The 13,246-nt window shown below is 72.8% G+C and carries 10 protein-coding genes and 1 pseudogene; 8 read left to right on the top strand and 3 right to left on the bottom strand.

Annotation, left to right across the window (positions count from 1 at the left end):
* Nucleotides 1–25: 25 nt before the first annotated feature.
* Nucleotides 26–1,735 carry a phenylacetic acid degradation protein PaaN gene (gene paaN, locus ACFYPN_RS19130; protein WP_389299555.1) on the bottom strand — a complete coding sequence of 570 codons (1,710 nt, stop codon included), beginning with the start codon at nt 1,733–1,735 and terminating at the stop codon, nt 26–28.
* 123 nt (nt 1,736–1,858) lie between these two features.
* Between paaN and ACFYPN_RS19125 the strand changes: the two genes are divergently transcribed.
* Nucleotides 1,859–2,485: a TetR/AcrR family transcriptional regulator gene (locus tag ACFYPN_RS19125; RefSeq protein ID WP_389299554.1), complete on the top strand. Its 627-nt coding sequence runs from the start codon at nt 1,859–1,861 to the stop codon at nt 2,483–2,485.
* 45 nt (nt 2,486–2,530) lie between these two features.
* Here ACFYPN_RS19125 and ACFYPN_RS19120 read toward each other — a convergent pair whose 3' ends face one another.
* A complete protein-coding gene (locus tag ACFYPN_RS19120) occupies nt 2,531–3,052 on the bottom strand; it encodes an Lrp/AsnC family transcriptional regulator (protein ID WP_389299848.1) in 522 nt (173 codons plus the stop codon).
* A gap of 314 nt (nt 3,053–3,366) precedes the next feature.
* Here ACFYPN_RS19120 and pdhA point away from each other — a divergent pair, with 314 nt between their 5' ends.
* The 5 genes from pdhA to ACFYPN_RS19095 all read left to right on the top strand — a co-directional run bounded on the left by pdhA (nt 3,367) and on the right by ACFYPN_RS19095 (nt 9,750).
* Nucleotides 3,367–4,620 carry a pyruvate dehydrogenase (acetyl-transferring) E1 component subunit alpha gene (gene pdhA / locus ACFYPN_RS19115; protein ID WP_389299552.1) on the top strand — a complete coding sequence of 418 codons (1,254 nt, stop codon included), beginning with the start codon at nt 3,367–3,369 and terminating at the stop codon, nt 4,618–4,620.
* Entirely contained in the window at nt 4,617–5,639 is a 1,023-nt protein-coding gene (locus ACFYPN_RS19110) for an alpha-ketoacid dehydrogenase subunit beta (RefSeq protein WP_389299549.1), read from the top strand. The genes pdhA and ACFYPN_RS19110 overlap by 4 nt, the downstream gene beginning before the upstream one ends.
* Complete coding sequence (locus tag ACFYPN_RS19105) at nt 5,639–7,036, top strand: dihydrolipoamide acetyltransferase family protein (RefSeq protein WP_389299547.1); 1,398 nt, start codon at nt 5,639–5,641, stop codon at nt 7,034–7,036. Before ACFYPN_RS19110 ends, ACFYPN_RS19105 begins: the two co-directional genes overlap by 1 nt.
* Nucleotides 7,037–7,183: 147 nt before the next feature.
* Entirely contained in the window at nt 7,184–8,059 is an 876-nt protein-coding gene (locus ACFYPN_RS19100) for an NTP transferase domain-containing protein (RefSeq protein ID WP_389299545.1), read from the top strand.
* Nucleotides 8,060–8,136: 77 nt separating this feature from the next.
* The gene (locus tag ACFYPN_RS19095; protein WP_389299543.1) at nt 8,137–9,750 is read left to right on the top strand and encodes a molybdopterin-binding protein; all 1,614 of its coding nucleotides are present in this window, start codon (nt 8,137–8,139) and stop codon (nt 9,748–9,750) included.
* A gap of 195 nt (nt 9,751–9,945) precedes the next feature.
* On the opposite strand, the gene ACFYPN_RS19090 is transcribed toward ACFYPN_RS19095, so the two are convergent.
* On the bottom strand, nt 9,946–11,010 hold the full coding sequence (locus ACFYPN_RS19090) for a potassium channel family protein (protein WP_389299846.1): 1,065 nt from the start codon (nt 11,008–11,010) through the stop codon (nt 9,946–9,948).
* A gap of 292 nt (nt 11,011–11,302) precedes the next feature.
* Between ACFYPN_RS19090 and ACFYPN_RS19085 the strand changes: the two are divergent.
* Together ACFYPN_RS19085 and ACFYPN_RS19080 are read left to right on the top strand one after the other, a co-directional pair.
* Nucleotides 11,303–12,010 (top strand): annotated as a pseudogene (locus ACFYPN_RS19085) (potassium channel family protein); the annotation flags it as partial.
* A 169-nt stretch (nt 12,011–12,179) separates the two neighbouring features.
* Complete coding sequence (locus ACFYPN_RS19080; RefSeq protein WP_358764047.1) at nt 12,180–13,175, top strand: NAD(P)H-quinone oxidoreductase; 996 nt, start codon at nt 12,180–12,182, stop codon at nt 13,173–13,175.
* The last annotated feature ends 71 nt before the right edge of the window (nt 13,176–13,246 follow it).

Here is a 13,246-nt window from a genome sequence, read left to right as displayed (position 1 = left end):
CCCGGCCGGGCCGGCCCGTCGGTCCTCAGGCCTGGCGGCGGACCTCGATGGTGCGGAAGCGTCCCGCCACGAAGGCGCCGTCGCAGAGCGCCGCGTTGGCCGCCGGGTTGCCGCCGGAGCCGTGGAAGTCGGAGAAGGCCGACGTCTGGTTGACGTAGACCCCGCCGGTCAGATTCAGCGAGAGCTGGGCCGACTCCTCCAGGCAGACCTCTTCGATCGCGCGCTCCACCTCGGGAGAGGTGGTGTAGGCGCCGACCGTCATCGCGCCCTTCTCCCGGATGGTGCGGCGCAAGAGGTCCACCGCGTCGGCGACGGAGTCCACGGCGACCGCGAAGGAGACCGGGCCGAAGCACTCGGAGAGATGGACGGGTTCCGTGCCGTCCGGGCCGGGCTCCTTCGCGAGGACCTTCACGATCACGGGCGTTCGGACCACCGCCTCCGGGAATTCGGGGTGCGGCACCTCGCGCGAGGCGAGTGCCACCTCGCCGAGGTCCGGCGCGGCTTCGAGCCTGCTCCGCACGTCCGGGTTGACCAGGGCGCCGAGGAGGGCGGCGGAGCGCGCGTCGTCGCCGAGGAGCTTGGAGACCGCCGCGGCGAGGTCGGCGACCACCTCGTCGTAGGTCTTGGGGCCGGTGTCGGTGCTGATGCCGTCGCGGGGGACGAGGAGGTTCTGCGGGGTCGTGCACATCTGGCCGCTGTAGAGGGAGAGCGAGAACGCGAGGTTGGTGAGCATGCCGGTGTAGTCGTCGGTGGAGTCGATCACGACGGTATTGACGCCGGCCTTCTCCGTGTACACCTGGGCCTGGCGGGCGTGGGTCTCCAGCCAGTCCCCGAAGGCGGTGGAGCCGGTGTAGTCGATGATCCGGACCTCCGGGCGCACCGCCAGCTCCTTGGCGATCCCCTCTCCGGGCCGCTCGGCCGTCAGCGCGACGAGGTTGGGGTCGAATCCGGTCTCGGCGAGCACCTCGCGCGCGATCCGGACGGTGAGCGCGAGCGGGAGTACGGCGCGCGGGTGCGGCTTGACGAGGACCGGATTGCCGGTGGCCAGCGAGGCGAAGAGGCCCGGGTAGCCGTTCCAGGTGGGGAAGGTGTTGCAGCCGATCAGCAGGGAGACACCGCGGCCCACCGCTGTGAACGACTTCCGCAGCCGGAGCGGGTCCCGCTTGCCCTGTGGCTTGGACCAGTCGGCCTCGGCGGGGGTGCGGAGCTGCTCTTCGTACGCGTACGCGACCGCTTCCAGACCGCGGTCCTGGGCGTGCGGGCCGCCCGCCTGGAAGGCCATCAGGTAGGCCTGTCCGCTGGTGTGCATGACGGCCTGCGCCAGCTCGTGCGTACGGGCACCGACGCGCGCCAGGATCTCCAGGCAGACCAGTGCCCGCGCCTCGGGCCCCGCGGCCCGCCAGGCCGCCGTACCGGCGCGCATCGCGGGCAGCAGGACGTCGGGGTCGGCGTGCGGGTACTCGATGCCCAGCTCGGGGCCGTACGGGGATACCTCGGCGCCCGCCCATCCGTCCGTGCCGGGCTGGCCCAGGTCGAAGCGGGTGTGCAGGAGGGCGTCGAACGCCGCTCTGCCCTCGGCCGCTCCGAGGCTGCCGGGTGCGCCGCCCTCGCCGTACGCCTTGGGGTGCTCGGGATGGGGTGACCAGTAGGCGCGGGTCCGGATGGCGTCGAGGGCCCGGTCGAGCGTGGGCCGGTGGTTCTCGGACAGCTTCTGGAGGGAGAGCGCGGCGGCCATGGCGGACCAACTCCTCATCGAGCCGGGCGGGGACGTGCTGACGGAGTTAGAGTAACCGAACGATCGGTCGGGACAAGGGGCCCCGGACAACCTGTGGACAACTCATGGGGGAGGATCGCGTTCATGACCACGGCCAAGCGGGACACGTACACCCCGGAGACCCTGCTGACCGTCGCCGTGCGGGTCTTCAACGAGCGCGGGTACGACGGCACGTCCATGGAGCACCTCTCCCGGGCGGCGGGCATCTCGAAGTCGTCGATCTATCACCATGTGGCGGGCAAGGAGGAGCTCCTGCGCCGTGCGGTGAGCCGTGCGATCGACGGCCTCTTCCGGATTCTCGACGAGCCGGGCGCGGTGCGGGGGCGTGCGGTCGAGCGGGTCGAGTACGTCACGCGCCGCACGGTGGAGGTGCTGATGGCGGAGCTCCCCTACGTCACCCTGCTGCTGCGCGTCCGGGGCAACACGAAGACCGAGCGCTGGGCGCTGGAGCGTCGCCGCGAGTTCGACCAGCGGGTGTCGGCCCTGCTGAAGGCGGCCGTCGCGGACGGGGACCTCCGGGCCGACGTGGACATACGGCTCGCCACCCGGCTGCTGTTCGGCATGGTCAACTCGCTGGTCGAGTGGTACCGCCCGCACCCCGAAGGGGCCGTCACCGGTCCGGGCGGTGCGGACGGGGCGTGGGCGGTGGACGATCTGCCGGGGACCGTCGTGCGGCTGGCCTTCGAGGGGATGCGTTCCGCCGGCCGGTGAAGCGGCGCGTACCGGGCACGGTGGGTGCCACCGGTCGCGGCGCTGTCAGGCGAGGTCGGAGGGACGGTCCGCCAGGCGGTCCGTGGGACGGTCCGGGCCGTGGCCCAGTTCCGTCTCCTCGAACACCAGCAGGGTGCGGGTGGAGAGCACTTCGTCGATGGCCTGGATACGGGTGAGGACGAGCTCGCGCAGGGCGCGGTTGTCCGGGGTGTGGACCAGCAGCAGCACGTCGAAATCGCCGCTGACCAGCGCGATGTGGGTGGCTCCGGGGAGTGCCCGGAGCTGCTCGCGCACGGTCCGCCAGGAGTTCTGCACGATCTTGAGCGTGATGTAGGCGGACGCCCCCTGCCCGGCCCGCTCGTGGTCGACCCGGGCGCTGAAGCCCCGGATGACCCCGTCCTCGACGAGCCGGTTGATGCGGGCGTAGGCGTTGGCGCGCGAGACGTGCACCTGATCGGCGACGGCCCGTATCGAGGCCCGGCCGTCGGTACGGAGGATGCGCAGGATGTCCCGGTCGACGGCGTCCAGCGGGCGGGCCGGGGACGTCCGCCCGGCCCCGTCGGCCATTCGTTCAGCTGCCATGCCCCCGCGCCTCCCTGTTGTGGACGAGCTGCCTCCATCCCAGGCTGTGGACAACCGTTTGTCCACAGGGCGAGGGCGGCCGTAGCCAAATTGCGCCCGCGACCGAACAATCGGTAGGTGAGACACGTCACCCGGGGCTGCCCCGGGCGGCGTCCGCGTGCATCCACTTCCACTTCCACGTACACCCGATCCACGTAACACCCCGACGTAGGGCGCGAGGCCCGGCGGGATTCCGTTCTCCTCGGGCTTCGTATCCGGGTGTTCCCGTGTGCCGGCCCCGATGCCAGGAGGTGCCTCCCATGACGGTCCAAGAACTGCCCGGTCCGGCCGGTTACCGGCCCGCGCCGCCCCCGGCCTGGAAGCCGCTCACCGATCCGGTGCCTCTCCTCCCGGACCCCGAGCCGTACCGGGTGCTCGGTACGGACGCCGCGGCCGGGGCCGACCCGCGGCTGCTGCTGCGCCTCTACGCCGAGCTGGTGCGGGGCCGCCGGTACAACGCGCAGGCCACGGCGCTCACCAAGCAGGGGCGCCTCGCCGTCTATCCGTCCAGTACGGGTCAGGAGGCATGCCAGGTGGCCGCCGCCCTGGTGCTGGAGGAGCGCGACTGGCTCTTCCCGAGCTACCGGGACACGCTCGCCGCGGTGGCCCGGGGGCTCGACCCGGTCGACGCGCTGACGCTTCTGCGGGGCGACCGGCACACCGGTTACGACCCACGGGAGCGCCGGATCGCTCCGCTCTGTACCCCGCTGGCCACGCAGTTGCCGCACGCGGTCGGTCTGGCGCACGCGGCGCGGCTCAAGGGCGACGACGTGGTGGCGCTGGCCATGGTCGGGGACGGCGGCACCAGCGAGGGGGACTTCCACGAGGCGCTGAACTTCGCGGCCGTGTGGCGGGCGCCCGTCGTCTTCCTCGTGCAGAACAACGGCTTCGCCATCTCCGTGCCGCTGGCCAAGCAGACGGCGGCACCGTCGCTCGCCCACAAGGCGGTCGGTTACGGCATGCCCGGCAGGCTGGTCGACGGCAACGACGCCGCGGCGGTCCACGAGGTGCTCGCCGAGGCGGTGGCGCGCGCCCGGAGCGGCGGTGGCCCCACGCTGGTGGAGGCGATCACCTACCGCATGGACGCCCACACCAACGCCGACGACGCGACCCGCTACCGCTCAGAGGACGAGGTGGCCTCCTGGCGGGACCACGACCCGGTGCTGCTCATGGAACGCGAGCTGACCGGGCGCGGCCTGCTCGACGAGGCCGCCGCGGGGGCGGTGCGCCAGGACGCGGAGCGGATGGCGGCGGCGTTGCGGGAGCGGATGAACGCCGATCCGGTGCTCGACCCGGCGGACCTGTTCGCGCACGTCTACGCGCGGCGGACCGGACCGCTGCGGGAGCAGGAGGACCGGCTGCGCGCCGAACTGGAGGCCGCGGACGGATACGACGACGCCGGGCACGGGGGATCCCCCGGGGACGGCGCCGGCGGACGGGCCGGGCACGGCGGGAACGACCACGGACGGGCCGGGAACGGGCAGGGCGAGCGGGAAACGGAGGACGGGCGATGACGACGGCGGTGCGGGCGCGGGCCGGCCGTTCGGGGCCGGCCACGATGGCCCAGGCGCTGGGGCGGGCGCTGCGGGACGCGATGGCGCAGGACCCCTCGGTACACGTGCTCGGCGAGGACGTGGGCACGCTCGGGGGCGTCTTCCGCGTCACGGACGGGCTGGCGGCGGAGTTCGGCGAGGAGCGGTGCACGGACACCCCGCTCGCTGAGGCGGGCATTCTCGGCGCCGCGGTCGGGATGGCGATGTACGGCCTGCGGCCCGTGGTGGAGATGCAGTTCGACGCGTTCGCGTACCCGGCGTTCGAGCAGCTCGTCAGCCACGTGGCACGGATGCGGAACCGGACCGGGGGAGCCCTCCCGATGCCGTTGACCGTGCGGATTCCGTACGGCGGTGGCATCGGTGGGGTCGAGCACCACAGCGACTCCTCGGAGGCCTACTACATGGCCACCCCGGGACTCCACGTCGTCACCCCGGCCACCGTGGAGGACGCCTACGGGCTGCTGCGGGCCTCCATCGCCTCGGACGACCCCGTGGTGTTCCTGGAGCCGAAGCGGCTGTACTGGTCGAAGTCCGACTGGTCGCCGGAGGCCCCGGCGGAGGTCGGACCCGTCGGACGGGCGGTGGTCCGCAGGGCGGGGACGAGCGCGACCCTGATCACCTACGGTCCGTCGCTGCCGGTGTGCCTGGAGGCGGCCGAGGCGGCGGTGGCGGAGGGCTGGGACTTGGAGGTCGTCGACCTGCGGTCGTTGGTGCCCTTCGACGACGAGACGGTCGCCGCCTCCGTGCGGCGGACCGGGCGCGCGGTGATCGTCCACGAGTCCGCCGGGTTCGGCGGACCGGGGGGCGAGATCGCCGCGCGGGTGACCGAGCGGTGCTTCCACCATCTGGAGGCGCCGGTGCTGCGGGTCACCGGCTTCGACATCCCGTATCCGCCGCCGATGCTGGAGCGGCACCATCTGCCGGGAGTGGACCGGGTTCTCGACGCGGTCGCCCGGCTCCAGTGGGAGGCGACGCGCTGATGCCCACGGTGCTCGAATTCAAGTTGCCGGACCTCGGCGAGGGGCTGACCGAGGCGGTGATCGTGCGGTGGCTGGTGCAGGTCGGCGAGGTCGTCTCCGTGGACCAGCCGGTGGTCGAGGTCGAGACGGCCAAGGCCCTGGTGGACGTGCCGTGCCCGTACGGAGGCGTGGTGACGGCCCGTTTCGGCGAAGAGGGAGCGGAACTCCCGGTCGGCGCCCCGCTGATGACGGTCGCGGTCGCGCCGACGCCGGAATCCGCAGCGGAGCCCGCGTCGGCCGGCGCCTCGGGGAATGTACTGGTCGGGTACGGCACGGCCGCCCCGGCGGCACGCCGGCGACGGGTCCGCCCGGTCTCGGTGCCGACCGCTGCTCCGGCCTCCGGTCCGGCCGGTACCGCAACGGACGCCCCGACCACTCCGGCCCCTCCGGCGGCTTCGGCTCCTCCGGCTGCGGCGGGTGCCCGGACCGGGGCGGGCGGGCCGGTCCCCGTCATCTCGCCGCTCGTCCGCAGACTCGCCCGGCAGCACGGACTCGACCTCGGCGAACTCGCGGGATCGGGGCCGGACGGGCTGATCCTGCGGTCCGATGTCGAATCGGTGATCGGTAAGGCGCCGACGACGGCGGAGGGGTGCACCGCCAACGGCACCGTCGGTGCCTCCGAACCTGCCGCCGGGTCTGCTTCCGAGCCCTCGCGGGTCGGTACCGCGGCAGGTGAGCGGATCGCGCTGCGCGGTGTACGGGGTGCGGTGGCCGACAAGATGGCCCGCAGCAGGACCGAGATCCCCGACGCGACCTGCTGGGTGGACGCCGACGCGACCGAGCTGATGGCGGCCCGCACGGCGATGAACGCGAGCGCAGGCCCGAAGGTGTCGGTCCTCGCACTGCTGGCCCGGATCTGCGTGGCCGCGCTGGATAAGTATCCCGAGCTGAACTCCACCGTGGACACCGCCGCCCGGGAGGTCGTACGGCTGCCGTCCGTCCACCTCGGTTTCGCCGCGCAGACCGACCGGGGGCTCGTCGTGCCGGTGGTCCGCGACGCCCACACGCGTTCCGTGGACTCGCTGGCGGCCGAACTCGCCCGCCTCACCGAGGTGTCCCGGGGCGGGAAGCTGACGCCGGCCGAACTGACGGGCGGCACGTTCACCCTGAACAACTACGGCGTGTTCGGAGTGGACGGGTCCACGCCGATCATCAACCATCCCGAGGCGGCCATGCTCGGCGTCGGCCGCATCGTGCCCCGGCCATGGGTCCACGAGGGCGAGCTGGCGGTCCGTCACGTGGTGCAGCTCTCCCTCACCTTCGACCACCGGGTCTGTGACGGCGGCACGGCCGGCGGCTTCCTGCGGTACGTCGCCGACTGCGTGGAACGACCGGCCGTCCTGCTGCGAACCCTGTAGGCGAGGGGCCCGGCGGATCGACGCCCGGCGGATCGAGGCCGGCGAGGAGCGCCCTCGCCGGCCTCGATCCGCCGGGCATCGCCGAGGCCCCGCCCAGGCAGGTGCCCGGGTCGGCCGCGCTCCGGAGTGGGCGCCCATACTCGTCGCATGACCGCCTATGACGCCATCGTCCTCGCCGGAGGGGCCGCCAGACGGCTCGGGGGAGCCGACAAACCCGGGATCGGCGTCGGTGGCCGGGCGCTGCTCGACCGGGTGCTCGCCGCGTGCGCCGGTGCCGCGAACACGGTCGTGGTGGGGCCCCGCAGAGCCACGGTCCGGCCGGTGATCTGGACCCGCGAAACACCCGCGGGAGGCGGGCCGGTGGCCGCGCTGGGCGCGGGCGTCCGAGAGACCGCCGCGCCCTGGATCGTGGTGCTCTCGGCCGACCTGCCGTTCCTCGGCGCCGCCACCATCGACGCGCTGCTGGCCGCCGCCGAGAGGGGCGGCCGGGAAGGCGCCCTCTGCACGGACCCCGACGGGCGCCGGCAGCCGCTGGTCGCCGTCTACCGCGCCGAACCACTGCGGCGCGAGCTCGCTCTGCTCGCCACCGAACACGGCAACCTCATCGGACTTCCGCTGCGTCTGCTGACGGACGAACTCGATCTGGACGCCCTGGCCACACCGAAGTTCGCCTCTTTCGACTGCGACACTTGGGACGACATCAAGCTGGCGAGGGCGCACATCAGGGAGCATGAGGCCGTGCTGGACGAATGGATCACCGCAGTCAAGACCGAACTGGGCCTCGAACTCGACGTCGACACCGATGTTCTGCTCGACCTGGCGCGCGACGCCGCACACGGTGTCGCGCGGCCCGCCGCCCCGCTCACCACCTTCCTCGTCGGGTATGCGGCGGGGCTGGCGCGCGCGAACGCCGCAGCCGGCGACGGTCCCAGGGCCGTGGCCGAGGCGGCCCGCAAGGCGACCGCCCTCGCCCTGCGGTGGGAAGAGGAGTCGGGCGACGGCAAGGGAGCCGGAGCCCCGTGACCGGCCGGGAGCCGTTCAGGGCTTCGGAGGCCCCGACCGTGCGGATCTCGGGACGGGGGGCCTCGGGAGCCCCCTTCGTGCTTCCGGAGCTCGATGATTGCCCCGCGCCGGAGCGGGTGGCCTCCTCGGCGGAGGACGAGCGTGCCGTCGAACAGGCGCTGGCCCTGGCCAACCGGGTTCCCCCGCACGAGACTTCGCCCCACGACCACTCGCCCCCGGACTCCTCCCGCCACGCCCCTTCCCCCTCCCCCTCGGTCGAAGACCGGGCCCAGCCGTCCGACCGGGCCGACCGGGCCGACCGGGCCGACCGGGCCGACCGGGCCGACCGGGCCGACCGGTCTTCGGGGCCGACTCCTCCGGCGGCATCCGGCTCCGCGAAGTCCGGTTCCGCGCCGTCCGGTCCTGCGAAGTCCGACTCCGCGAAGTCGGGTTCCGTGACATCAGGACCCGCCGAGTCCGTACCGGAGAGTGGGCCCGCAGCCGTGCACCGGCCACCCGTCACGCACTGGGAGCAGGCCCGGGCGCTCGCCGTGCGAGCCGGTCGGAGGTCTTCGCTGCCCGCGATCCGGCTGCCGCTCGACAGCTCCCTGGGCCATGTGCTCGCCGAGGGGCTCGCGGCACTCACCGATCTGCCGTCCTTCGACACCTCGGCCATGGACGGCTGGGCCGTCACCGGTCCGGGCCCCTGGCGCTTCGGTGGGGGCTCAGGACTTCTGGCCGGGGACGGCGGCCTCGGCCGGCTGCCGGACGGAGAGGCGGTACGGATCGCGACGGGTGCCCGCATCCCCACGGAGGCCACGGCGGTCATCCGCTCGGAGCACGCCGCGGTGGACGAGGCCAAGGAAATGCTGCACGCCCGGCACACGGTCGTTCCCGGCCAGGACATCCGGCCGCGGGCGCAGGAGTGCCGGACCGGCGAGCAACTGCTGGCGCCGGGAACGCTGGTGACCCCCGCCGTCCTCGGTCTGGCCGCAGCCGCCGGGTACGACGCACTCGTCGTCGTACCGCGTCCCCGGGTCGAGGTGCTGGTGCTCGGTGACGAGCTGCTCACCTCGGGTCTCCCGCACGGTGGTCGCATCCGGGACGCGCTCGGTCCCATGCTCGGCCCATGGCTTCGGGCGGCCGGTGCCGACGTCGCCGACCCTCGCTGTCTGGGGGACGACCCGGAGGCGTTGCGGCACGCGCTCACCACCACCGACGCGGACCTGGTGGTGACGACCGGCGGTACGGCTGCCGGTCCGGTCGACCATGTGCACCCGATCCTCTCCGGGATCGGCGCCGACATGGTGGTCGACGGAGTGGCGGTACGCCCGGGCCACCCGATGCTGCTGGCCAGACTGGCACCGGACGGCCCCTGTTTGGTGGGGCTGCCCGGCAACCCGCTCGCCGCGGTCTCCGGACTCCTCACGCTCGCTCTTCCGCTCCTCGGCAGCCTCGCGGGGCGGGTGGCGCAGGAGCCGTACCGGGCGCTCGTCCATGACGCGGTGCAAGGGCACCCGCACGACACCCGGCTCGTGCCCGTGGTCCATCGGGCCGGGCGCGGAGAAACCAGGGACCACGTCGTGCCGCTGCGCTACAACGGCCCCGCGATGCTGCGGGGGATCGCCACCGCCGACGGGATGGCCGTCGTGCCGCCGGGCGGTCTGCGTCCCGGTGCGGAGGTGGAGATCCTCGATCTGCCGTGGGTCTGAGAAGTGTTTTGAGCGAGTTCTGAGCGAGTTCTGAGCAGTGTCCGGCGGCCCGGCTGATACCCGGGCAGTCCCGAAGACGGCGCGCATGTTTCACGTGAAACACGCGCGCCGGGCCGGCACAGGGCAACCGGCACAGGGCAACCGGCACCAGGCAGACCGGCGCCCGGCGGGGCGCAGGTGGTCCCGGTCCGGGTGTCAGCGGTCGGTCGGCCCCGACCGGCTGATGCTGATGACGCGGTCCGCCCGTTGGAGGACGGCGACCGCAGGGTCCGTGTAGTCGAGCAACTTCCTGTTGCGGAGCACCGCGACGATCAGGTCGGCGCACTCGCGCGGCGCTCGGCCGATCTCTTCCTCGGTCACCGCGCGCTCCCCCAGGTCCAGCCCGCTGCCGTGGGTCATCAGGTCCTCCAGAGTCCTGGCCACCGGTGGGCTGGCCATCGAGACCCCGAGCAGGCGGCCGGCCGAACTGGAGCTGGTGACCACCGTGTCCGCGCCGCTCTGCTTGAGCAGCGGGACGTTCTCGTCCTCCCGGACCGCGACGACGATGGTGGCGTGCCTGTTGAGCTGGCGGGCGGTCAGGGTGATGAGGGTGGCCGTCTCGTCGCGTTGAGGCGCGATGATCACTCGACTGGCGCTCTGGACCTCGGCCTTGAGCAGCGTTTCGGAGCGCGTGGCATCGCCGACCACGGCCACCAGCCCGTCGTCGCCGGCCGCGTGCGCGGCCTTCTGCTGCGGGTCCACCACGACGATCTTCTCCTTGCCGATGCCCGTGGAGAGCAGCGACTCGATGGCGTGCCGGCCCTTGGTGCCGTAGCCGACCACCACGACATGGTCGCGGGTACGGGACCGCCAGCGGTGGATGCGCACCTGCTGTCGGGTCCGCTCGGTGAGGACTTCGAGGGTGGTGCCGACCAGGATGATCAGGAAGAGCACTCGAAGGGGGGTGATGACCAGCACGTTCGTGAGGCGGGCGCCGTCGCTCACCGGGGTGATGTCGCCGTAACCGGTGGTGGAGAGGGTGACGGTCGCGTAGTAGACCGCGTCGAGCAGGTCGACGCTGCCGTCGGAGGTGTCGTTGTAGCCGGCGCGGTCGGCCCAGACGATCAACACCGTGACCGCCAGCACCAGCAGCGCCATCGCCAGGCGCCGGAGCACCTGTTGGAGCGGCGGCAGGGCGCCCTGCGTGGGCATGGTGATGGCACGGCTGGCCTCGCTGTCGTCCCGCGCCTCCGCTCGCGAGCGGTGCCAGAGGGTCCGCAGGATGAAGAACCTGTTGGTCCTGGCTGCTGGTTGGTTCTCGTCCTTCAAGGCATGTCCTCTGGCGGCGGCGGGCAGGTGGTCACGTCGTGGCCCATGGTCGTGGATCGACGACGAGGACGGACGCCGAAGTGCCCGGCACGCGGTGTGTCTTCCCCGGTCGTGCACCGTCACCGGCGGAGAGAAGCGTAAGGGGTTCGGCTTGGCCGTTCCGTCCCACGTCCTTCCGTACCCTGGGAGCCGCGCCGTACCGCGCGATACGCCGAACAGGGCGACCCGTCTGACCGTCGAGTTCCTGAATCGCTGGAGAAGCAACGTGCGTGATCACAGTGTGATCGTCGGTTTCGGTACGAAGGGCCGTTCGGCCGTGCAGACGCTCTGCGCGACCGGCCATCGGAAGGACCGGATCGTCATCGTCGATCCGTCCGGCAAGGTGATCGACGGGGTCAACGCGCAGGGGTTCACCGGGGTGCTGGGAGATGCCACGCGCAGCGCGGTCCTGCTGCGGGCCGAGGTCCAGAAGGCGCGGCAGATCATCATCGCCACTCAGCGCGACGACACCGCCGTCCTGGTGGCGCTGACGGCTCGGCAACTGAACCAGAGCGCGAAGATCGTCGCCGCGGTGCGCGAGGAGGAGAACGCCCCGCTGCTCCGGCAGTCCGGAGCGGACGCGGTCATCACCAGCGCGAGTGCCGCGGGCCGGCTGCTGGGGCTTTCGGCGCTCAGCCCGAGCGCGGGCACGGTGCTGGAGGACCTCATCCAGCACGGCAGCGGCTTGGACCTCATCGAGCGGCCGGTGATAAAGAGCGAGGTGGGCAAGGGAGTCCGGGAGACCGGCGACCTGGTGGTGAACGTGGTGCGGGGGCACCGGATGCTCAGTTACGACGACCCCGCCGCGAGCCCCCTGCAGATGACGGACCGGGTGGTGGTGGTCGTGCGGGCTTCCCCGCTGCCCTCCCCGCTGGCGCCGAACCGCCCGCCGCAGGGCCCGCAGCGGCTGTAGCGCCCACGCCCGGTCGTCGGCCGCCCGTCCGTCCGCCTGGCCGCCCGCCCCGCCCGGCTGTCCGTCCCGCCCGGTCACCCGGTCACCCGGCCCGCCGAGCTGCTTCGCCGGCCGCCGGGGGACGGAGCTTGCCGGGTGCGCCCGGTGGCTTCGGAGTAGCCTCGCGATCATGTATGCGATCACTATCCCGGACCCCGGTGGCCCCGAGGCGCTCGTCTGGACCGAGGCGCCCGATCCCGTACCCGGCGAGGGCGAAGTCCTCGTGGAGGTGCTCTCCAGTGCGGTGAACCGCGCCGATGTCCTGCAACGCCAGGGCTTCTACGATCCTCCGCCGGGTGCGTCCGCGTACCCCGGGCTGGAATGCGCGGGGCGGATCGCCGCGCTGGGCCCTGGGGTGAGCGGATGGGCGGTGGGTGACGAGGTCTGCGCGCTCCTCGCCGGCGGCGGTTACGCGGAGAAGGTCGCGGTGCCTTCCGGGCAGCTGCTGCCGGTGCCCGCGGGCGTGGACCTGGTGTCGGCGGCGGCGCTTCCCGAGGTGACGTCGACGGTCTGGTCCAACGTCTTCATGGTGGCGCATCTGCGTCCTGGCGAGACCCTGCTCGTGCACGGCGGTTCCAGCGGCATCGGGACCATGGCGATCCAGCTGGCCAAGGCGGTCGGCGCCCGGGTCGCGGTGACCGCGGGCAGTGCGGAGAAGCTGGCGAGCTGTGCGGAACTCGGTGCCGACATCCTGATCAACTACCGCGAGCAGGACTTCGTGGAGGAGATCCGCAAGGCGACGGACGGTGCGGGCGCGGACGTCATCCTGGACATCGTCGGCGCGAAGTACCTGGCGAAGAACGTCGAGGCGCTCGCCACCAACGGGCGGCTCGCCATCATCGGCCTCCAGGGCGGCGCGAAGGCCGAACTGAACCTCGGCGCCCTGCTGGCCAAAAGGGCCGCCGTCACCGCGACCTCGCTCAGGAGCCGCCCGCTCGCCGAGAAGGCCGCGATCGTGGCGGCGGTGCGTGAGCACGTCTGGCCGCTGATCGAGGCCGGCGTGGTCCGCCCGATCGTGGACCGTACGATCCCGATGGCCGAGGCCGCGGAGGCCCACCGGGTGCTGGAGACCAGCACCCATGTCGGCAAGGTCCTCCTGCTGGCGCCCGCCGCGAACCAGGGCTGACCCGCCTCCGGGGTCCGCCCCGGGAGTTCCATGACGAGAGCCCGGCCCGCACGGCCCCCCTCCGGATCCGC

This window comes from Streptomyces sp. NPDC005576, assembly GCF_042871745.1.
GTDB lineage: Bacteria > Actinomycetota > Actinomycetes > Streptomycetales > Streptomycetaceae > Streptomyces.
The sequence above is the reverse complement of the archived record's forward strand: the minus strand, read 5'-3'. Positions and strand labels throughout refer to the sequence as shown.

What these genes read in the sequence shown, in the direction of transcription:
- paaN (WP_389299555.1), bottom strand. Translation starts at nt 1,735, where the DNA reads ATGGCCGCCGCGCTCTCCCTCCAGAAGCTGTCCGAGAACCACCGGCCC.
- ACFYPN_RS19125 (WP_389299554.1), top strand. Translation starts at nt 1,859, where the DNA reads ATGACCACGGCCAAGCGGGACACGTACACCCCGGAGACCCTGCTGACC.
- ACFYPN_RS19100 (WP_389299545.1), top strand. Translation starts at nt 7,184, where the DNA reads ATGACCGCCTATGACGCCATCGTCCTCGCCGGAGGGGCCGCCAGACGG.
- ACFYPN_RS19080 (WP_358764047.1), top strand. Translation starts at nt 12,180, where the DNA reads ATGTATGCGATCACTATCCCGGACCCCGGTGGCCCCGAGGCGCTCGTC.
- ACFYPN_RS19120 (WP_389299848.1), bottom strand. Translation starts at nt 3,052, where the DNA reads ATGGCCGACGGGGCCGGGCGGACGTCCCCGGCCCGCCCGCTGGACGCC.
- ACFYPN_RS19110 (WP_389299549.1), top strand. Translation starts at nt 4,617, where the DNA reads ATGACGACGGCGGTGCGGGCGCGGGCCGGCCGTTCGGGGCCGGCCACG.
- ACFYPN_RS19105 (WP_389299547.1), top strand. Translation starts at nt 5,639, where the DNA reads ATGCCCACGGTGCTCGAATTCAAGTTGCCGGACCTCGGCGAGGGGCTG.
- pdhA (WP_389299552.1), top strand. Translation starts at nt 3,367, where the DNA reads ATGACGGTCCAAGAACTGCCCGGTCCGGCCGGTTACCGGCCCGCGCCG.